Source organism: Azospirillum sp. VT-I1 (assembly GCF_055698305.1).
Genome location: NZ_CP168800.1, coordinates 2248496 through 2269565, shown reverse-complemented (window position 1 = coordinate 2269565; position 21070 = coordinate 2248496). Strand labels below are relative to the sequence as shown.

The 21070-nt window shown below is 67.2% G+C and carries 17 protein-coding genes and 1 pseudogene; 14 read left to right on the top strand and 4 right to left on the bottom strand.

Annotation, left to right across the window (positions count from 1 at the left end):
• The first annotated feature begins 82 nt into the window (after positions 1-82).
• Positions 83-535, top strand: a complete 453-nt coding sequence (gene mscL, locus AB8P05_RS10880; protein WP_472757942.1) for a large conductance mechanosensitive channel protein MscL — start codon at positions 83-85, stop codon at positions 533-535.
• Between the two features lie 218 nt (positions 536-753).
• Complete coding sequence (locus AB8P05_RS10875; RefSeq protein WP_472757941.1) at positions 754-3459, top strand: EAL domain-containing protein; 2706 nt, start codon at positions 754-756, stop codon at positions 3457-3459.
• Positions 3460-3468: 9 nt separating this feature from the next.
• Here the strand turns inward: AB8P05_RS10875 and AB8P05_RS10870 are convergent, their stop codons facing one another.
• Genes AB8P05_RS10870 through AB8P05_RS10860 form a run of 3 tightly spaced genes read right to left on the bottom strand, consistent with a single transcriptional unit; the run spans position 3469 to position 4661 of the window.
• A complete protein-coding gene (locus AB8P05_RS10870; protein WP_472757940.1) occupies positions 3469-3951 on the bottom strand; it encodes an SRPBCC family protein in 483 nt (160 codons plus the stop codon).
• Positions 3948-4286: an ArsR/SmtB family transcription factor gene (locus AB8P05_RS10865; protein WP_455170810.1), complete on the bottom strand. Its 339-nt coding sequence runs from the start codon at positions 4284-4286 to the stop codon at positions 3948-3950. The genes AB8P05_RS10870 and AB8P05_RS10865 overlap by 4 nt, the downstream gene beginning before the upstream one ends.
• A gap of 51 nt (positions 4287-4337) precedes the next feature.
• Positions 4338-4661, bottom strand: coding sequence for a DMT family transporter (locus tag AB8P05_RS10860; RefSeq protein WP_472757939.1), 324 nt, complete (start codon positions 4659-4661; stop codon positions 4338-4340).
• Positions 4662-5089: 428 nt separating this feature from the next.
• Here AB8P05_RS10860 and AB8P05_RS10855 point away from each other — a divergent pair, with 428 nt between their 5' ends.
• From AB8P05_RS10855 to AB8P05_RS10840, 4 genes are all read left to right on the top strand, one after another.
• Positions 5090-6658, top strand: coding sequence for a lysine--tRNA ligase (locus AB8P05_RS10855; RefSeq protein WP_472757938.1), 1569 nt, complete (start codon positions 5090-5092; stop codon positions 6656-6658).
• Positions 6659-7114: 456 nt separating this feature from the next.
• Positions 7115-7369 (top strand): type II toxin-antitoxin system CcdA family antitoxin, encoded by a 255-nt coding sequence (locus AB8P05_RS10850; RefSeq protein WP_472757937.1) that lies wholly within the window; start codon positions 7115-7117, stop codon positions 7367-7369.
• A 103-nt stretch (positions 7370-7472) separates the two neighbouring features.
• Positions 7473-7679 carry a CcdB family protein gene (locus AB8P05_RS10845; RefSeq protein ID WP_472757936.1) on the top strand — a complete coding sequence of 69 codons (207 nt, stop codon included), beginning with the start codon at positions 7473-7475 and terminating at the stop codon, positions 7677-7679.
• A 358-nt stretch (positions 7680-8037) separates the two neighbouring features.
• Complete coding sequence (locus AB8P05_RS10840; protein WP_472757935.1) at positions 8038-9084, top strand: DUF2336 domain-containing protein; 1047 nt, start codon at positions 8038-8040, stop codon at positions 9082-9084.
• An 89-nt stretch (positions 9085-9173) separates the two neighbouring features.
• Here AB8P05_RS10840 and AB8P05_RS10835 read toward each other — a convergent pair whose 3' ends face one another.
• On the bottom strand, positions 9174-9668 hold the full coding sequence (locus tag AB8P05_RS10835) for a hypothetical protein (protein WP_472757934.1): 495 nt from the start codon (positions 9666-9668) through the stop codon (positions 9174-9176).
• 270 nt (positions 9669-9938) lie between these two features.
• On the opposite strand from AB8P05_RS10835, the gene mdh reads away from it, so the two are divergent.
• The 8 genes and pseudogenes from mdh to frc all read left to right on the top strand — a co-directional run bounded on the left by mdh (position 9939) and on the right by frc (position 21024).
• Positions 9939-10907 carry a malate dehydrogenase gene (gene mdh / locus AB8P05_RS10830; RefSeq protein ID WP_111065468.1) on the top strand — a complete coding sequence of 323 codons (969 nt, stop codon included), beginning with the start codon at positions 9939-9941 and terminating at the stop codon, positions 10905-10907.
• 130 nt (positions 10908-11037) lie between these two features.
• A complete protein-coding gene (sucC, locus tag AB8P05_RS10825) occupies positions 11038-12234 on the top strand; it encodes an ADP-forming succinate--CoA ligase subunit beta (RefSeq protein ID WP_472757933.1) in 1197 nt (398 codons plus the stop codon).
• A 1-nt stretch (position 12235) separates the two neighbouring features.
• The gene (gene sucD, locus AB8P05_RS10820; protein WP_014246680.1) at positions 12236-13111 is read left to right on the top strand and encodes a succinate--CoA ligase subunit alpha; all 876 of its coding nucleotides are present in this window, start codon (positions 12236-12238) and stop codon (positions 13109-13111) included.
• Positions 13112-13404: 293 nt separating this feature from the next.
• Positions 13405-16355 (top strand): annotated as a pseudogene (locus AB8P05_RS10815) (2-oxoglutarate dehydrogenase E1 component).
• A gap of 40 nt (positions 16356-16395) precedes the next feature.
• Positions 16396-17658 carry a 2-oxoglutarate dehydrogenase complex dihydrolipoyllysine-residue succinyltransferase gene (odhB, locus tag AB8P05_RS10810; protein WP_472757932.1) on the top strand — a complete coding sequence of 421 codons (1263 nt, stop codon included), beginning with the start codon at positions 16396-16398 and terminating at the stop codon, positions 17656-17658.
• A 231-nt stretch (positions 17659-17889) separates the two neighbouring features.
• Positions 17890-18615: a Tle-like phospholipase domain-containing protein gene (locus tag AB8P05_RS10805; RefSeq protein ID WP_472757931.1), complete on the top strand. Its 726-nt coding sequence runs from the start codon at positions 17890-17892 to the stop codon at positions 18613-18615.
• Positions 18616-18869: 254 nt separating this feature from the next.
• Positions 18870-19577, top strand: coding sequence for a PAS domain-containing protein (locus AB8P05_RS10800; protein ID WP_472757930.1), 708 nt, complete (start codon positions 18870-18872; stop codon positions 19575-19577).
• Between the two features lie 196 nt (positions 19578-19773).
• Complete coding sequence (frc, locus tag AB8P05_RS10795) at positions 19774-21024, top strand: formyl-CoA transferase (protein ID WP_472757929.1); 1251 nt, start codon at positions 19774-19776, stop codon at positions 21022-21024.
• Positions 21025-21070 lie beyond the last annotated feature (46 nt).

The window sequence follows — 21070 nt, the reverse complement described above, 5'->3', positions numbered from 1 at the left end:
TCCCCGGGGGGAGAGGGGGCTTTTTGAAACCAACCCCTCCCTACCCCGTTTCCCCTCGGTGACCACGGAGAAACGGGACGCCATGTTCGAAGAATTCAAGAAATTCATCAGCCGCGGCAATGTCGTGGAGCTGGCGGTCGGCATCATCATCGGTGCGGCCTTCACCGGGATCGTCAATTCCCTGGTCAAGGACATCCTGATGCCGCCGATCGGCTGGATCATGGGTGGCATCGATTTCTCCAACTACTTCTTCAGCCTGTCGGGGGGCCATTACGACTCCCTGCAGGCCGCCGAGGCGTCGGGTGCGGCCACCATCAATTACGGCCGCTTCATCAACGCCTGCATCAATTTCCTGATCGTCTCCGGCGCCCTGTTCATGATCGTCCGGCAGGTCAACCGGCTGCACATCCTGCACAAGGAAACGCCGAAGACCCCGCCGCGGCAGGAACAGCTGCTGGAGGAGATCCGCGACGCCCTGCGCGCCCAGTCCAAGGGCGCCTCTTCCGCCGATCCCTCGCCCGACCGCTCCCCCTGACGTCGCCCTCCCTCAAAACGGGTGTTTGTCACGGCGTGGAAAGAACCCCCGTTGCCGATGCTGGGCGAACGGGCTACCCTCTCTGGCGAGATGACGGTGGCGGGACGGTGGCGGCCGGATGAGGGCGCGCGGTTCCGCCATCGCCACGATGCCCCGGCCAGAGCGATGTCAATGCCCGTCCACCGCTTCCCGCCCTCCATCCGAGCCGGTATCCGAGGATGAGCCTCGTTCCGCGGACCGCCCGTCATGGACGATCTGCGGGCCGGCCCTTCGGGGACCGGTGTCTTGCCGGCGGCCGTGCCGCCCTGCGGCTGCTTGCCGTCCTGCTGCTGCCCATCCTGGCCGGCGGCCCGGTGGCGGCGATCACCTTGCCGCCGCCCGCCACCACCGTGCCGGCGCCCGATGCGGAATCGCGCCCGGCGGAGGTCCGGGTGACGCTGGACGACAATTACCCGCCCTACAGCTTCCGCAACGCCGACGGCACCCATGTCGGCATCGTGAAGGACCTGTGGGCGCTGTGGTCGCAGAAGACCGGCATCGCGGTGCGCATGATGCCCCGCGACTGGAATCTGGCACGGCAGGCGATCGACACCGGTGCGGCCGACGTCATCGAGACCATCTTCCGCAACGATGCGCGCGACGCGCTCTACGACTTCTCCACCCCCTACGCCCGCGTCGATGTGCCGATCTGGTTCAGCAGCGACCTCAGCGGGATCACCGGGGTCGAGTCGCTGCGCGCCTTCACCGTCGGGGTCAAGGACGGCGATTTCTGCGTCGAATGGCTGACCGACCAGGGCATCACCGCCTTCCAGCGCTATCCCGGCTTCGAGGTGATGGTGGACGCCGCCGCCCGGCAGGAGACGCGGGTCTTCTGCATGGACGACCCATCCGCCAACTATTACATGACCAAGCGCGGGGTTCAGGGGCGCTTCCGCTACACCGACCCGCTCTACACCGGCGAGTTGCACTGGGCGGTCCGCAAGGGCGAGACGGCGCTCCACCGCATGATCTCCGACGGCTTCGCCCGCATCACCCCGGAGGAGCGCAAGGCGATCGAGCAGCGCTGGGTCGGCCGCAGCCTCGGCGGGGTCAGCCCCGGGATGATCGACCTGCTGCTCAAGCTGCTGGCGGGCCTCGTCGTGCTGGGCATCGGCGCGCTGGTCTGGGGGCTGCTGCTGCGCCGGCAGGTGGAAAGCAAGACGGAAAGCCTGCGCACCGCGGTCGCCGCCCTGACCGCCAGCGAGGAGCGCGTCCGCACCATCTTCGACAGCGTCACCGACGCCATCTTCATCCTCGACCTCGACAGCGGCGCCATCCTGGAGATCAACCGCCGCATGGCGGAGATGTACCAGATCGGCGACATGCCGCTCTCGACCGTCACCGTGGGGATGATCAGCTCGGGCCTGCCGCCCTACACGCGCGCCGAGGCGGCGGCCTGGATCCGCAAGGCGGCCGGCGGCGAGCCGCAGTTGTTCGAATGGCATGCCCGCCGGCTGGACGGCACCCTGTTCTGGGTGGAGGTCAGCATGCGGCGCGCCACGGTGGACGGCAACGACCGCCGCCTGCTGGTCGTCGCCCGCGATATCACCGAGCGCAAGGCCGCGCAGGAGCGGGTGGAGTATCTGGCGCGCCACGACGTGCTGACCCTGCTGCCCAACCGGCTGCTGCTGCAGGACCGCACCGAACAGGCGCTGGCGCGGGCGGAGCGCAACGGCCGGCTGGTGGCGCTGGTCGCCTGCGGGCTCGACCGCTTCAAGACGGTGAACGACAGCCTGGGCCACGCCGTGGGCGACGCCCTGCTGCGCGCCACGGCGGAGCGGCTGAAGGCCGCGGTGCGCGAGACCGACACGGTCAGCCGCAGCGGCGGCGACGAGTTCATCCTGCTGCTGTCCGGCCTGCCCGACGCCGACGCGGTGGTGGAGACGGTCGCCTCCCTGCACGAGACCATGGCGCCCCCCTTCCAGATCGACGGGCACGAGCTGACCGTCACCCTGTCCTCCGGCGTGGCGCTGGCGCCGGCCGACGGCAAGGATTTCGCCACGCTCCTGAAGAACGCCGACACCGCCCTGCACCACGCCAAGGCCGCCGGCCGCGACACCCACCGCTTCTATGCCGAGGACATGAACGCCGAGGCGGTGGCCCATCTGTCCACCCGAAGCGGCCTGCGCCGCGCGCTGGAGCGGGGCGAGTTCCTGGTCCATTACCAGCCGCAGGTCAGCCTGGAGACCGGCGCCGTCATCGGCGCGGAGGCCCTGCTGCGCTGGAACCACCCCGAAAAGGGCATGGTCCCGCCCGGCGCCTTCATCCCCATCGCCGAGGACAGCGGCCTGATCGTGCCGATCGGCGCCTGGGTGCTGGCGGAAGCCTGCCGGCAGGCGGCGGCATGGCAGGCCCGCGGCCTGTCGCTGTCGGTGGCGGTCAACCTGTCGGCCCTGCAGCTCCAGCGCAGCGACCTTGTCGGCACGGTGACCGGGGCGCTGGCCGACAGCGGGCTGGACCCGCTGCTGCTGGAGCTGGAGCTGACCGAATCGATGCTGATCCAGAACACCGATCTGGTGATGGACAATTTGCGCCGGATCAAGGCGATGGGCGTGCAGGTGTCGATCGACGATTTCGGCACCGGCTATTCCAACCTGTCCTATATCGGCCGCCTGGCGGTGGACAAGCTGAAGATCGACCGCAGCTTCGTCGCCGACCTCACCAGCAACCACGACAGCGCCAAGATCACCGCCGCCGTCATCCAGTTGGCTCACGGCCTGAACCTGACCGCCGTGGCGGAAGGCGTGGAGGATGCCGAAACGCTGGCGGCGCTGCGTCAGATGGACTGCGACGTCGCCCAGGGCTATTTCCTCGGCCGCCCCGGCCCCGCCGAGGCGGTGGAGCGCGCCGCCCGGCAGGTGAACCCGTTCAAGGTCGGGGTCTGAACCGGCCCTTTACAGGCTCTTCGCCAGCACGACGAGCTGGTCGAGCGCGGCACCCCACCCGTGGTGGAATCCCATCTCCTCATGCTGCGTCTTCGCCGCTTCGTCCTTGTGGAAGGCGACGGCGGTGTAGAGCGTGCCGCCGGCCGTCGGCTCGATGGTGACCGACGCCGTCATGAAACCGCCGCCGGTGGGGCGGAACCCCGGACCCAGCGCGTCGGTGAAGACCAGCAGCCGTTCGGGCTCCACGGCAAGGAAGCAGCCGGTGCTGTCGTTCCTCTCGCCGTTCGGCCCCTCCATCACCGTGCGGAACTTGCCGCCGGGCCGCAGGTCGATCTCGCAGGCCGTGGTCCGCCACGGCGCCGGCGTGAACCACTTCATCAGAAGCTCCGGTTCGGTCCAGGCTCGCCAGACCAGGGCCGGCGGAACCGCGACCTCGCGCTTCAGCTCAAGGTCGAGTTGCGGATCGAAAGCCGCTGGGGTGTAAGCGGTCATGGTGTCCCGTCCTCCCGTTTGTTCAGGTCCAGCACCAGGCTGTCCAGTTGGTCGAGCCGCTTGGTCCACAGGCTCCGCTGGGCGTCCAGCCAGCTTTCCGCGGCCGCCAGCGCCTCCGGCTTCAGCGTGCAGGTGCGCACCCGTCCGACCTTCCGCGTCTCGACCAGTCCGCTGTCCTCCAGCATCCTCAGGTGCTGGAGAAAGCTCGGCAGAGCCATGTCGAAGGGTTTCGCAAGATCGCCGACCGACGCCGGTCCGCGCCCAAGCGCCTGAATAACCGCCCTGCGCGTCGGGTCCGCCAGCGCGCGGAACGTCATGTCGAGTGCCGCATCCATGACGGCACCCTACCGGCGGACAAAACTTAGGTCAACGCCTAACTATTCGCGTCAAGCCGTGCCGCTCGCCATGTGCAGGCTGACGACCCCGGCGACGATCAGGGCGATGCCGACCACCTTCATCACGGTCAGCGATTCGCCGAACACGAAGACGCCGATGGCGGCGATGGCAGCCGTGCCCGCCGCCGACCAGATGGCATAGGCGATGCCGACCTCGATGGTGCGCAGCGCCTTGGCCAGCAGGACGAAGGCGACGCCGTAGCACAGCACCACCACCGCGGCGGGGCCGAGCCGCGTCATCCCGTCCGACATCTTCATCGCAGAGGTGCCGACGATCTCGAACAGGATCGCCACCGCCAGATACAGCCAACTCATCGACGTGCAACGCCCCGACAGCTCCCGCAAAGCCGATCCCGCGGGCGGCGCAGGATGGACCGGGCGACGGGGCGCCGCAAGAGGGCGCCAATCGCGCCATGGCAATCGCTTGAACGCGACTAGCGGCCGGAGCTGGCAAGAATCGACACGGATTTCACGGATTGTACCCGGATTTCGCGGAGCTACCCGGTTCAGCCCGCTCAATACGGATGGGCCGCGTCTCCGGCACAGTCGATTTGTGAAATCCGTGTCCAAATCCGTGAAATCCGTGTTCACCGGTGCCTGCGATGAACCGACTTGGCCTTCAGGCAATCGCCCGCCGAACCTGCCCCACGCGAGACACCCACGGTTGACGCCACGCCCGGCGGGCCCTAGGGTCTTTGCCCTCATTCCCAACTCTATCTATGTGGTTTCGAAAGGGTCCGACGATGACCGGCGAACGGGATCTGGCGTTGCAGGCGAAGGCATGGCCGTTCGAGGAGGCGCGCAAACTGGTCGCGCGCTTCGCGAAAGCGCCGCCCGCCAAAGGCTATGTCCTGTTCGAGACCGGCTATGGCCCGTCGGGCCTGCCGCATCTCGGCACCTTCGGCGAGGTGGCGCGTACCAGCATGGTGCGCCACGCCTTCCAGACCATGAGCGACATTCCGACCAAGCTGTTCTGCTTCTCGGACGACATGGACGGGCTGCGCAAGGTCCCCGACAACATCCCCAACAAGGAGATGGTGGCGGCCAATCTCGGCAAGCCGCTGACCCAGGTGCCCGATCCCTTCGGCACCCATGACAGCTTCGGCGCCCACAACAACGCCCGGCTGCGCGCCTTCCTCGACAGCTTCGGCTTCGAGTACGAGTTCCAGTCCTCCACCGACTGGTACAAGTCGGGCCGCTTCGATCAGGCGCTGCTCGGCATCCTGCGCCATTACGACGAGGTGATGGCGGTGATGCTGCCCACCCTGGGTGCGGAGCGTCAGGCGACCTACAGCCCCTTCCTGCCGGTCTCCCCCTCCACCGGCCGGGTCCTCCAGGTGCCGATGCTGGAGCGCAACGTCGATGCCGGCACCATCGTCTTCGAGGACGAGGACGGGAAGAAGGTCGAACTCCCGGTCACCGGCGGCCATGTGAAGCTGCAGTGGAAGCCCGACTGGGGCATGCGCTGGTTCGGACTGGGCGTCGATTACGAGATGTACGGCAAGGACCTGATCCCGTCGGCCGATCTCGCCGGCAAGATCTGCAAGATCCTCGGCGGCACCCCGCCGGAAGGCTTCAATTACGAGCTGTTCCTGGACGACAAGGGCCAGAAGATCTCCAAGTCGAAGGGCAACGGCCTGACCATGGAGGAATGGCTGGCCTACGCCCCGCAGGAGAGCCTCGCCCTCTACATGTTCCAGAAGCCGAAGTCGGCCAAGCGCCTGTATTTCGACGTCATCCCGCGCGCTGTCGACGAATATCTGACCTTCGTCGACAAGGTCCATGGCGAGGAGCCGGCGAAGAAGCTGGAGAACCCGGCCTGGCACATCCACAACGGCAAGCCGCCGGCGGTGCGGTCCGACGTGTCGTTCAACCTGCTGCTCAATCTGGCCGGCGCCGCCAACGCCGAGACCAAGGACGCCATGTGGGGCTTCATCCGCCGCTACGCGCCCGACGCCACGCCGGAGAACAGCCCCTTCCTGGACAGCCTCGTCGGCTATGCCGTGCGCTACTACCAGGATCAGGTGAAGCCGACCAAGCAGTTCCGCGCCCCCACCGACGCGGAGCGCGCCGCCCTGCAGGACCTGCTGGCCAAGCTCGACACCCTGCCGGCCGACGCCCGCGCCGACGCCATCCAGAACGAGGTGTTCGCCGTCGGCAAGGAGCACGGCTTCACCGAACTGCGGGCCTGGTTCCAGGCGCTGTACGAGGTGCTGCTGGGCCAGACCACCGGCCCGCGCATGGGCTCCTTCATCCAGCTCTACGGCATCGACGAGACCAAGGCGCTGATCCGCGAGAAGCTGGCGGCCTGATCCGGCCGGTTTTCCATAGCGATGGAAAGGGAGCGTCGAAGGGCGCTCCCTTTTTCGTTTGCGAACCGTTGCGAAAGTTATCGTTTTCGAAATCGATCGTTCGTCTGCCCCGCGACATGGGCTCTGCTCACAGAATGAGCAGAAGCTTGCCTTTCCGCCCATCCGCTGTGCGAACCAAGCCTTATTCCATACCGCGCTATGCGGATGTCGCACCGCACCAATTCGAAAACCGTGGTACCGCTAACACGGCCATAGCCGTACACTCCGTCTCGTTACTGCATTTTGCAGTGCGTTTCCTCCCTAGACTAAAGGCCGCGCCCGCATGGGCTGCGGCCCTTTTTTTGTGTTTCGCCGGGAGGACGACCGCCGCGGACCGCCAATCTTCCTGAAGCCGGCCTTGCTTGAAGAATACGTGGATCGGCGCATACTGCCTGCGCATCTTCGACGGAGCTTCCGATGCCAACGGCACGTCCGCACATGGTGACCGGCATCACCAAGCGCCCGACGAACCTGTCCCTGCGGGCCGATCTGCTCGACCGGGCCGAAGCACTGGGCGTCGATGTCTCCAGTGCCTGCGAGCGGGGGCTGGAATTGCAGATTTCGGACATCGAGGCCCAGCGATGGCTCGAAGAAAGCCGCGCGGCGATCCAGTCGTCGAACGCCTATGTCGAAGCCCACGGACTTCCATTGTCCAAGCACCGCCCCTACTGATCGCCCGGCCGATGGCAAAGTTCGATGTCCACCGGCGGCAGGACGGCCCCGGCTACCTGTTGGAACTGCAGCCGACATCCTGAGCGGCCTGAACACGCGATTCGTGGCGCCGCTGCTCCCCCAGTCCGCCGCTCCGCAGCCGGCGCGCAGGCTGAACCCGATATTCGACATCGGGGGCGAGACCGTTGTGATGGTGACCCAGTTTTCCGGCGTCGTTCCCTTGTCCGAACTCGGGCAGCCGGTCTGCTCGCTGATCGCCCACGACACCGCCATCACGGCTGCCCTGGACATGCTGATCTGCGGTTGCTGACGACCGCCGCAGGGGCTGTCCACTCCCCGGAGCGCCTTGTCGGGATGATTGCGCAGGATGTCACGGGCTCGGCCGTAGCCATATTAGGAACCCGTTAACCGGGGCCGCGCTTCGATAGCGTGGATGCTCCCCTCTCCGCCCTCGCGTCCTCCGAGCGGCGGCCCAACCCGAAGGTTCCCAGTCCGGTGACAGCCCGGCGCTCCCCATCCCGCCCGTCCGCCGATCTCCCGCCGGAGACGGACGGCGGCGTCGCGCCCGAGCTGATGGACTATCTGTTCGCCGATTCGCCGGACGACACGCCGCCCCCCGCCCCCTTCCCGCCCGGCCCGGCCGCAGCGTCGCCCGCCGGGTGGGCGACGTGCTGGTCGAGTCGCGGCTGGCGGGCATGGGCGATGCCGACGTGCGCTCCACGCTGGCGCACAAGCTCTGCCGCCTGCTGCCCGACCTGCCGCCGGGCGGGGCCGACACCGTCAGCACCGTGGCGATCCGCGCCCTGGAACAGCTGGCCCGCGACCACATCGTCCGCGTCCGCGAAGCTCTGGCGACCGCGATCAAGGACATCGCCTGCGCGCCCCCGTCGGTGGTGGCGACGCTGGCCCGCGACGTCGAGCAATCGGTGGCCGAGCCGGTGCTGCGCTGCTGCGCCGCCCTCAGCGACGAGGATCTGCTGGACATCGTCGCGGCGGCCCCTGCCGGCTGGGCGCTGTCGGCCATCGCGCGGCGCCACAGCATCGGTGCCGCCCTGTCCGACGCCATCGCCGGCAGCGGCCATGCCGAGGCGACCGGCATCCTGCTGGACAACAGCGGGGCGGTGATCGCCGAACCGACGCTCGAATCGCTGGTGGAACAGTCCGCCCATCATCCCTACTGGCGGGAGAAGCTGGCCCGCCGCCCCGCCCTGCCCCGCCGGCTGGCTCTGCGGCTGGCCGATTTCGTCGATCTGGCGGTGGTGGAGCATCTGCGCCGACGCCCCGATTTCGACGACGCCACGGTGGCGGAGATCGCCGCCGCCACCCGCCGCCGCATCGACTGGGCCGAAGCCCCCGAATCGGCCGAGCCGCCGGAACGCCGCGCCGTCCGCCTGCACCGGCTGGGCAAGCTGGACGAGACCGCGCTGGGCGACGCGATGTCGTGGAACGAGACCGGATTCGTGAAGGCGGCGCTGACCTTGCGCGCCCGCGTGGCGCCGGAGGTGGTGGACCTGATCCTGGACGCCCACGATCCGCAGGCGGTGACGGCGCTGGTCTGGCGCGCCGGCCTGTCGATGCGTTGCGCCATGCAGATCCAGGCGCGTGCGGCCGGCATCCACCCGCGCGCCATGCTGAACGCCCGGCAGGGCAGCGGCTTCCCGCTCTCCCCCGCCGAGATGGCCCGGCATCTGGAACGCTACGGCATCGGGCCGTAAGCTTGATCGTGCCGGTGAGCGTTGATTCCCTCCCCGCCCAGCGGGGGAGGGTTAGGGTGGGGGCAAGTGCATCAAGCCCCTCGGCAACCTTACTGCACGCCCCCGCGCGGCATCGGCTGGCGCGGCGTGGCGCGGCCGGTCTGCGGGATCGGGGTGTCGGGCGAGACCTCCTTGTAATAGGGGCCGCGGTCGGTCGGGCCTTCCATCGCCTCGGCCGGGGTGACGATCTGCTCGCCGGTGCCGGCGTCGAAGGCGATCAGCGCCTGCTGGCGGACCTTCAGGCAGGCCTCGCGCTTGGCCACCATCTCCGCCGACTGCGACCCTTCGAGCGTCACCAGCGGCAGCACCCAGTTCGACCGCTGGTCGGCGGGGATCGAGGTGTAGACGTAGTTGGTCAGCGGCTGGCAATAGGCGACGCTGGCCTCGGCCGCCGCGTCGGTGATCGGGGCGGCGGCGATGGCGGCGCCGTAATCGCCGACCGTCTGGGCCTGGGCGCCACCGGCAGCCGAGATACCGGCGATGCCGGCGACCAGCGCCAGCGACAGGGCCGGACCGGGAATGAAACGGGCCACGAGCTTGGCCATCAGCGCTCTCCTTCGACCATCTTCGAACAAGGTAAGGACCGGACGCGAACCATACGTATAAAGCCGAACGGACCAGTCTTTGGAAAGGATCATCGGGGGTGCGACGCAAAGCTGCAATGCCCCGCTTGCGGTCGGGCTTGCCCTCCGCGACAAAACGCGCTACCTACGCTTCCGAAATCTCGGGGCGCTGGATCCCTAAGACGTTAGAATGACCAACGGTTCTAGTCTCCCGCTGAATGGGGGACGCTCAAACGTTTTAGGGAACGCTCCATGGCTCGCAAGAAGATTGCGCTCGTCGGTGCCGGCCAAATCGGCGGCACGCTGGCTCTGCTCGCTGCTCAGAAGGAACTGGGCGACGTCGTCCTGTTCGACATCGCCGAAGGCATGCCGGCCGGCAAGGCGCTGGATCTCGCCGAAACCTCCCCGGTCGAGGGCTTCAACGCCAGCCTGACCGGCGGCAACGACTACTCGATCATCGAGGGCGCCGACGTCGTGATCGTCACCGCCGGCATCCCGCGCAAGCCGGGCATGAGCCGCGACGACCTGATCGGCATCAACAGCGGCGTCTGCAAGACCGTCGGCGAGGCCATCGGCAAGTACGCCCCCAACGCCTTCGTCATCGTCATCACCAACCCGCTCGACGTGATGGTGTGGGTGCTGCAGCAGGCCTCCGGCCTGCCGCCGGAGCGCGTGGTCGGCATGGCCGGCGTGCTCGACTCGGCCCGCTTCCGCTACTTCCTGGCCGAGGAGTTCAACGTCTCGGTCGAGGACGTCACCGCCTTCGTGCTGGGCGGCCACGGCGACACGATGGTCCCGCTGGTGCGCTACTCCACCGTCGCCGGCATCCCGCTGCCCGATCTGGTCAAGATGGGCTGGACCACGCAGGAGAAGCTGGACGCCATCGTTCAGCGCACCCGTGACGGCGGTGCCGAGATCGTCAAGCTGCTGAAGACCGGTTCGGCCTTCTACGCCCCGGCCGCTTCCGCCATCCAGATGGCCGAGTCCTACCTGAAGGACCAGAAGCGCGTCCTCCCGGTCGCCGCCCACCTGAGCGGCCAGTATGGCCAGGACGACCTCTACGTCGGCGTTCCCGTGATCATCGGCGCCGGCGGCGTCGAGAAGATCATCGAGATCGAGCTGAACGACGAAGAGAAGGCGATGTTCCAGAACTCCGTCGACGCGGTGAAGACGCTGGTCGACGTCGTGAAGAAGCTGGACGCCGAGAAGTCCGCTTCCTAAGGAACGGACTGCGCGGTCTCCGGCGCCCTCCCGGTCCATAGTCGGGTCGGGAGGGCGCCGGTGGTGCGCCCGTCTTGTCCTTCAGTCGACCCGTTCTCGTCAGCCGAACCAAAAAACAGATGGACGCCCGATGAACATCCATGAGTACCAGGCGAAAAGCCTGCTGAAGAAGTACGGCGTCGCGGTTCCCCGCGGCGGCGTTGCCTACACCCCGCAGGAGGCCGAGACGGTCGCCCGCGAGCTGGGCGGTCCGGTCTGGGTCGTGAAGTCCCAGATCCACGCCGGCGGCCGCGGCGCCGGCCGCTTCAAGGACAACCCCGAGGGCAAGGGCGGCGTCCGCGTCGTCAAGTCCATCGAGGAAGTCGGCAAGAACGCCGCCGAGATGCTGAACCACGTCCTCGTGACGAAGCAGACCGGCGCGGAAGGCCGCGAGGTCAAGCGCCTCTACATCGAGGAAGGCGCCGACATCAAGCGCGAGCTGTATCTCGGCATGCTGACCGACCGCGCCACCGGCCGCGTCACGATCATGGCCTCGACCGAAGGCGGCATGGAGATCGAGGAAGTCGCCCACAACACGCCGGAGAAGATCGTCAAGGTCGCCATCGACCCGGCCACCGGCATCCAGGGCTACCACACCCGCAAGGTCGCCTTCGCGCTGGGCCTGGAAGGCAAGCAGGTCGGCGCCGCCGCCAAGTTCATCCAGGCCGCCTATCAGGCCTTCGTGGACCTGGACTGCGCCATCGTCGAGATCAACCCGCTGATCGTCACCGGTTCGGGCGACATCCTGGCGCTCGACGCCAAGATGAACTTCGACGACAACGCGCTGTTCCGCCACAAGGACGTGGAAGAGCTGCGCGACGAGGCCGAGGAGGATCCGGCGGAGATCGAGGCGGCCAAGCACAGCCTCAACTACGTCAAGCTCGACGGCAACATCGGCTGCATGGTGAACGGCGCCGGTCTGGCGATGGCCACCATGGACATCATCAAGCTGTATGGCGGCGAGCCGGCCAACTTCCTCGACGTCGGCGGCGGCGCCACGAAGGAGCGCGTCACCGCGGCCTTCAAGCTGATCCTGTCCGACAGCAACGTCGAAGGCATCCTGGTCAACATCTTCGGCGGCATCATGCGCTGCGACGTGATCGCCGAGGGCGTCGTCGCCGCGGCGCGCGAAGTGCACCTGCACGTTCCGCTGGTGGTCCGCCTGGAAGGCACCAACGTCGATCTGGGCAAGAAGATCCTGGCCGAATCCGGCCTGCCGATCCTCTCGGCCGACAACCTCGCCGATGCCGCCGAGAAGGTGGTCAAGGCCGTGAAGGAGGCCGCGTAACATGGCTGTTCTCGTCGATAAGAACACGAAGGTGATCTGCCAGGGCTTCACCGGAGCCCAGGGCACCTTCCACTCCGAGCAGGCCATCGCCTACGGCACCAAGATGGTCGGCGGCGTCACGCCGGGTAAGGGCGGCGCCAAGCACCTCGACCTGCCGATCTTCGACACCGTCTCCGAGGCGGTCGAGAAGACCGGCGCCAACGCCTCCGTGATCTACGTGCCGCCGCCCTTCGCCGCGGACGCGATCCTGGAAGCGATCGACGCCGAGATCCCGCTGGTGGTCTGCATCACCGAAGGCATCCCGGTGCTGGACATGGTCCGCGTCAAGCGCGCGCTCGACGGCTCCAAGACCCGCCTGATCGGCCCGAACTGCCCCGGCATCATCACGCCGGACGAGTGCAAGATCGGCATCATGCCGGGCCACATCCACAAGCGCGGCAAGATCGGCATCGTCTCGCGCTCCGGCACGCTGACCTATGAAGCTGTCGCGCAGACCACGGCGGCCGGCCTCGGCCAGACCACCTGCATCGGCATCGGCGGCGACCCGGTCAACGGCACCAACTTCGTCGACAGCCTTGAGCTGTTCGTGAAGGACCCGGAGACCGAGGGCATCATCATGATCGGCGAGATCGGCGGCGACGCCGAAGTCCGCGGCGCCGAGTTCATCAAGGCGTCGGGCACGAAGAAGCCGGTCGTCGGCTTCATCGCCGGCCGCACGGCTCCTCCGGGCCGCCGCATGGGCCATGCCGGTGCGGTGATCTCCGGTGGCAACGACACCGCCGACTTCAAGATCGACTTCATGAAGTCGGTCGGCATCGCCGTCGCCGACAGCCCCGCCAGCCTGGGCTCCACCATGCTGAAGGTGTTCAAGGGCTGATCGCCTGCGGACGCCGCCTCACCGTGGCGTCCGCGGCCTCGCGCCTTTGAAGGAGAGGATGACGGGCGGGACGCCGCGGTGCCCCGCCCGCTGCCCCTCGCACCTCCGGGCGGCCCTCTTGGACGGACGGTCCTGGGGACCCATATGCAAGCGTCGACGGCGCGTTTCCCGTGCCGCCGGCCTTCGTCGTCGGCGCTCACCCGTCGGCGTTTGCACATGGGGATCCAACCCCGTCCCCTTCATCCACACGAAATTCTCCCACAGGGACCCGGGTCCACGCCCGAGGTGAAACCATGTCGGCAAATCTGGAACAGACCTCGTTCCTCTTCGGCTCGAACGCCGGTTACGTCGCCGAGCTCTACGCCAGCTATCTGTCCAACCCGGCCGCCGTCGATCCCAGCTGGAACAGCTTCTTCCAGGATCTGGACGAGGATTCGCGCGCCGTCCTGGACGAGCTGCGCGGCGCGTCCTGGACCGTATCCGATCTGGAGGACCCCAAGGCCAAGCGCGACCCGGTCGCCGAGAGCTTCATCGTCTCCGCCCCCAACGGTGCCGCCAACGGCGCCGCCGCCGCGATGAACGGCCCGGCCAACGGCGCCATGCTGGCCCACAGCCAGCAGGTCTATGGCGGCATCAGCCCGCAGCAGCTGCGCGCCGCCACGCTGGACAGCATCCGCGCCCTGATGCTGATCCGCGTCTTCCGCGTCCGCGGCCACATGAACGCGCATTTCGACCCGCTGGGCCTGGAAAAGCGCGAGCCGCACCCGGAACTGGATCCGGCGACCTACGGCTTCGGCCCGGGCGACCTCGACCGTCCGATCTTCCTGAACTACTCGCTCGGCCTGGAAACGGCGACGCTCCGCCAGATCCTCGACATCCTGCACAAGACCTATTGCGGGACGATCGGCGTCGAGTTCATGCACATCCAGGACCCGGAAGAGAAGGCCTGGATCCAGGAGCGCATCGAGGGTGGCCGCAACCACACCGACTTCACGGTGAACGGCAAGCGCGCCATCCTGGAGCGTCTCACCGCGGCCGAAGGCTTCGAGAAGTTCCTGCAGCTGAAATACACCGGCACCAAGCGCTTCGGCCTTGAGGGCGGCGAGTCGATGATCCCCGCGCTGGAGCAGATCCTGAAGCGCGGCGGCCAGCTCGGCCTGAAGGAGGTCGTCGTCGGCATGGCCCACCGCGGCCGTCTGAACGTGCTGACCAACTTCATGGGCAAGCCCTTCTCCGCCGTCTTCTCGGAGTTCCAGGGCAACCCGTCGAGCCCCGAGGACGTCCAGGGCTCCGGCGACGTGAAGTACCACCTGGGCACCTCGTCGGACCGCGACTTCAACGGCAACATCGTCCACCTGTCGCTGACCGCCAACCCGTCCCACCTGGAATGGGTCAACCCGGTCGTGCTGGGCAAGGTGCGCGCCAAGCAGCAGCAGCGCCGCGACCTGGAGCGCGAGCAGGTGATGGGCGTGCTGATCCACGGCGACGCCGCCTTCGCCGGCCAGGGCATCGTGGCCGAGACGCTGGGCCTGTCGGAGCTGCGCGGTTACCGCACCGGCGGCACCATGCACTTCATCATCAACAACCAGATCGGCTTCACCACCAACCCGACCTATTCGCGGTCGGGCGTGTACTGCTCCGACATGGCCAAGATGGTGCAGGCGCCGATCTTCCACGTGAACGGCGACGATCCCGAAGCCGTCGTGCATGTCAGCCGCATCGCCATCGAGTTCCGCCAGAAGTTCAAGCGGGACGTCGTGATCGACATGGTCTGCTACCGCCGCCACGGCCACAACGAGGGCGACGAGCCGGGCTTCACCCAGCCGATCATGTACAAGAACATCCGCGCCCACGCGACCACGCGCGAGCTGTACGCCAAGCAGCTGGTGAGCGAGAACGTCATCACCCAGGCCGAGGGCGACCAGATCACCCAGGACTTCATGAAGAAGCTGGAGGGTGAGTTCGAGGCGTCCAGCACCTACAAGCCGAACAAGGCCGACTGGCTGGAAGGCAAGTGGGCCGGCCTGCAGGCGCAAGGCGCCGATCGCCCCACCGCGGCGAGACCGGCGTGGACATCGACACGCTGAAGCAGATCGGCTTCAAGCTCTGCGAGTACCCGAAGGACTTCGCGATCAACTCCAAGATCGCGCGCCAGCTGGAAGCCAAGAAGAAGACGCTGGAGACCGGCGAAGGCATCGACTGGGCGACCGCCGAGGCGCTGGCCTACGGCACGCTGGTCGCCGAGGGCACCGGTGTCCGCCTGTCGGGCCAGGATTCCGGCCGCGGCACCTTCTCGCACCGCCATGCGGTGATGTACGACCAGAACACCGAAGAGAAGTACATCCCGCTCTGCCACGTCAGCCCGGACCAGGCGACCTTCGAGGTCCATGACAGCCCGCTGTCGGAAGCCGCGGTCGTCGGCTACGAATACGGCTATTCGCTGGCCGAGCCGCACAATCTGGTCCTGTGGGAAGCGCAGTTCGGCGATTTCGCCAACACCGCGCAGACCATCATCGACCAGTTCATCTCGTCGGGCGAGTCCAAGTGGCTGCGCATGTCCGGTCTGGTGATGCTGCTGCCGCACGGCTACGAGGGCCAGGGGCCGGAGCACTCGTCGGCCCGTCCGGAACGCTTCCTGCAGATGTGCGCCGAGGACAACTGGCAGATCTGCAATGTGACGACGCCGGCCAACCTGTTCCACGTCTTCCGCCGCCAGATCCGCCGCAGCTTCCGCAAGCCGCTGGTCCTGTTCACGCCGAAGTCGCTGCTGCGCCACAAGCTGTGCATCTCCGACCTGTCGGAGATGGGCCCGGGCACCAGCTTCCACCGCGTGCTGGGCGAGACCGCGAACGATCTGGCCGCCAACGACAAGATCCGCCGCATCGTGGTCTGCTCCGGCAAGGTCTATTACGACCTGCTGCAGGAGCGCATGAGCCGCGGCATCAAGGACGTGGTCCTCATCCGCCTGGAGCAGCTCTATCCGTTCCCGAAGGATGCGCTGGCGGCCGAGTTCGCCAAGTATCCGAACGCCGAGCTGGTCTGGTGCCAGGAAGAGCCGGAGAACCAGGGCGCCTGGCTGTTCGCCGACCGCCGCCTGGAAGCCGTGCTGAAGGATGTCGGCCACAAGGCCGGCCGCCCCACCTACGTCGGCCGCCCGGCCACCGCCTCGCCGGCCACCGGCCTGCTGAAGCGTCACAACCAGGAGCAGGCCAAGCTTCTGGATCAGGCCCTGACGGTCCGCTGACCATCACCCAAGCGAACAAGAAGACGAACGAGGATAAGAAATGGCTACCGACATCAAGGTCCCCACGCTGGGTGAGTCCGTCTCCGAGGCGACGGTCGCCCGCTGGCTGAAGAAGGCCGGCGAGGCCGTCGCCATGGACGAGGCGCTGGTCGAGCTGGAGACCGACAAGGTCACGCTTGAGGTGAATGCGTCGGCCGCCGGCGTGCTGGCCGAGATCGTCGCTCCGGAAGGGGCGAACGTCGAGGTCGGCGCCCTGCTGGGCGTCATCAACGAGGGCGCCAGCGCCGGTGCCGCTCCGGCGGCCGCCGCTGCCCCGGCCGCCGCTCCGGCTCCCGCCGCCGCTGCCCCGGCTCCGGCCGCCGCCCCGGCCGCCGCTCCCGGCAACATCGCCGCTTCCGGCCCGGCCGCCCGCAAGCTGGCCGACGAGAAGGGCGTGGACACCGCCTCCATCGCCGGTTCGGGCAAGGACGGCCGCATCACCAAGGGCGACGTGCTCGCCGCCCCGGCGGCCCCGGCCGCCAAGCCGGCCGCTCCGGCCCCGGCTCCGGCTCCGGCGCCGAAGATGGTGTGGGCCGCCGGCACCCAGGGCGACCGTCCGCGGGCCGCGCAGGAAGAGCGCGTCCGCATGACCCGCCTGCGCCAGCGCATCGCCGAGCGCCTGAAGGAGGCGCAGAACACCGCCGCCATGCTGACCACCTTCAACGAGGTGGACATGTCGGCGGCCATCGCCCTGCGCGCCGAGTACAAGGACTACTTCGAGAAGCGCCACAAGGTGCGGCTCGGCTTCATGTCCTTCTTCGTCAAGGCCGCCGTCCAGGCCCTGAAGGAGATCCCGGCCGTCAACGCCGAGATCGACGGCACCGACATCGTCTACAAGAACTACTATGACATCGGCGTCGCCGTCGGCACGCCGCAGGGTCTGGTGGTTCCGGTCGTCCGCGACGCCGACAAGCTGGACTTCGCCGGCGTCGAGGGCACCATCGCCGCCCTCGGCAAGAAGGGCCGCGACGGCAAGCTGTCGATGGACGAGCTGACCGGCGGCACCTTCACCATCTCCAACGGTGGTGTCTACGGCTCGCTGATGTCGACCCCGATCATCAACCCGCCGCAGTCCGCCATCCTCGGCATGCACAAGACGATGGACCGCGCGGTCGTCATCGGCGGCAAGATCGAGGTCCGCCCGATGATGTATCTGGCGCTGTCCTACGACCACCGCATCATCGACGGCAAGGAAGCGGTGACCTTCCTGGTCCGCATCAAGGAGCTGATCGAGGATCCGCGCCGCCTGCTGCTGGACGTCTGATCCGAGAGACCGGGCTTAACGAGGCAAGGGAGGGCTCCGGCCCTCCCTTGCCCCACCCGCCAAGGGCCGTTGCCCTTGGAACCCTGGAGGGGCGCCGCAAGGCGCCCTTTTCTTTTCAGTGATACAACCGGAACAGAATAACTTTCGCCGATAACAATCGTGCCGGTCTGTTGACAGTCCTTGCGTGCCGGTATTGTCTCAGGAACCCGATTACCACTTAAGAGCGCCGCCATGCCGGTCAACATCCTCGATCTGGCCGTTGCCTCGAACACCGTCTATAACTTCCAGAAGGGGCGCGGCAACGACGCGGCTGCCTTCAACAAGGCGGAAGGGGCGCGGCGCTCCCCGCCCGGTTTCCAGGTGATCTTCACCCATGAGGACACCGACGTCGGCTTCTTCGGCGCCGTCTATCAGGAAAAGCATTCCGATCAGTACATCATCGCCTATCGCGGCACGGCGGTCGGCAGCAGCACGTCGGGCCAGATGGCCGGCGGCAAGAACCTGAAGACCGACATCGCCCTCTACACCATCGAAAGCCTGCCCGCCGGCATCCGCGCCGCCAAGCTTTTGCTGGAACAGGCGAAGGTCCTGCTGAAGAAGGCGAACCCCATCCTCTGCGGCCATTCGCTGGGCGGCGCCATCGCCACCATCGTCGCGGTGGAGGAAGGGCTGCCCTGCTGCGCCTTCAATGCGCCGACCGTGTCGAAGATGGTCCGCGGCGGCATCATCCACGGCCCCTATGTCCGCGTGCATCAGGACAATCTGCCGGCCGTCGAGAAGCAGATCATCAACTTCAACCTGCAATGGGATCCGATCAGCAAGTCGTCCAAGGCGGTCGGCAAGGTGATCAAGCTGCCGGCGACCCTGGCCGGCGGCGGCCATTCGCAGGACAAGGTCGTCGCCAACATCAAGACCAGCAAATACGCCTCGATGCCCTTCTTCGATCTGGTCGGCTGATCCGCCGACCTTCCCCGTCTTGCACGTGCCTGACCGCGGCGTCATGCAGAGCATTCCGGCCCCCTCGGTCGTGGGAAATGCTCGGCGCCGCTAAGTCCTGACCCGGCCATCGATGGTCGATCCGTCCCGCTTCCCGATATAGCGGCACCGGTCGACCGGCCCTGCCGGTTCCTTTCCAGTTCACCGCGGCGGAACGGCGATCTTCGCCGCCGCGATCCCCCGCCCGTAACCGCATTCGCACGAACGATCGTGCGATGACGGCCGCGCTGCCGATTCCCTCCCCGCACCTCCCTGCGCGAAACGGTTATCTGTTCGCCACAAGGACAGTTTGCGGCGCGCTCAAATCCGCTTGCAAGGGCGGTGGCATCTGGTATACCGTATCGATAATGTCAGTGCGGCGCGGCTTTCGGGCCATGGCGCACCGGCTCCCCCGGCGCCCAATCCAAGAGGGGGCGAGCGCCAAGGAGATCGACATGGAACAGACGGCAGCAGCGGGTTCGCCCGCGGTTGTTGCAGCGGCGGGTTCGCCCGCGGCTGTCGATTGCGAGCAATTGGTGGCGGTGATCGGGGATGCGGTCATCGTGTCCGATCCGAACGGTGCCATCACCCTGTGGAACGCGGCGGCGGAGCGGATGTTCGGCTTCACCCCCGCCGAGGCGATGGGCAAGTCGCTCGACATCATCATTCCGGAACGCCAGCGGCAGCGCCACTGGGACGGCTACGAAAAGACGATGGCCACGGGCGAGACCCGCTACGGCCACGATCTTCTGCGCGTCCCGGCGGTCCACAAGGACGGGCACAGCCTGTCGATCGCCTTCACCGTCGCGCTGCTTCGCGGGACCGGCGGTGCGGTGAGCGGAATCGTCGCCGTGGTGCGGGACGAAACCGCGCGCTGGGCCGAAGACCGGAAACTGCGCCGCCGCCTCGCCGAACTCGAGGCGTCCGCAACCGCGGCCGGCTGATCCGGTCCTCCGTTCCAGCCCCCAACAAGACCCGCCGATTTTCGGCTTATCGGATTTCGGCGGACATCGAACACCGGCCGGCCACCGGCCTTGGCGCCTCCATTTCTTCGGGCGTCGGCCGGCCGGACAGCAGAGCAAGCAGAAACACGTCCACGGGACAAACGTAAACAACGCGAATAAAGGGAGTGTTGCAGTCATGACCAAGCCGCTCGAAGGCATCAAGATCATCGACTTCACCCATGTGCAGGCCGGCCCCGCCTGCACTCAGCTTCTGGCCTGGTACGGCGCGGACGTGATCAAGGTCGAACGTCCGGGCGCCGGCGACGTCACCCGCAGCCAGCTGCGCGACATCCCGGATGCCGACGCGCTCTATTTCACCATGCTGAACAGCAACAAGCGCTCCCTGACGCTGGACACCAAGACGGCCGAAGGCAAGGAAGTCCTGACCCGGCTCATCAAGGAATCCGACGTGCTGGTCGAGAATTTCGGTCCCGGCGCGCTCGACCGCATGGGCTTCAGCTGGGACAAGATCCGCGAGCTGAACCCCGGCATGATCGTCGCCTCGGTCAAGGGCTTCAGCGACGGCCACCACTACCAGGACCTGAAGGTCTATGAGAACGTCGCCCAGTGCGCCGGCGGTGCGGCCTCCACCACCGGTTTCTGGGACGGCCCGCCGACCGTGTCCGCCGCCGCGCTCGGCGACAGCAACACCGGCATGCATCTGGCCATCGGCATCCTGACCGCCCTGATGGCCCGCACCAAGACCGGCAAGGGCCAGAAGGTCGCCGTGTCGATGCAGGACAGCGTGCTGAACCTCTGCCGCGTCAAGCTGCGCGACCAGCAGCGCCTCGACCGCGTCGGCTATCTGGAGGAATACCCGCAGTACCCGCATGGCAAGTTTACTGACGTGGTTCCGCGCGGCGGCAATGCCGGCGGCGGCGGCCAGCCGGGCTGGGTGCTGAAGTGCAAGGGCTGGGAGACCGATCCCAACGCCTACATCTACTTCACCATCCAGGGCCATGCCTGGGCGCCGATCTGCAAGGCTCTCGGCCGCGAGGAGTGGATCGACGATCCGGCCTACAACACGGCGCTGGCCCGTCAGGACAAGATCTTCGACATCTTCGCGATCATCGAGGATTGGCTGAAGGACAAGACCAAGTTCGAGGCCGTCGACATCCTGCGAAAGTACGACATCCCGTGCGCGCCGGTGCTGTCGATGAAGGAGATCGCCAACGACCCGTCGCTGCGCGCCAGCGGCACGGTGGTTGAGGTCGACCACAAGCAGCGCGGCAAGTACCTGACGGTCGGCAGCCCGATCAAGTTCTCCGACATGACGGTGGAGGTCACCGGTTCCCCGCTGCTCGGCGAGCACACCGACGAGGTCCTGGCCCAGCTCGGCTACAGCAAGGACCAGATCGCCGCCATGCACGACGCCAAGGTGGTGTGATCTCCTCCCCACCCTTGCGCTTAATCCCCCTCCCCTCGCTTCGGAC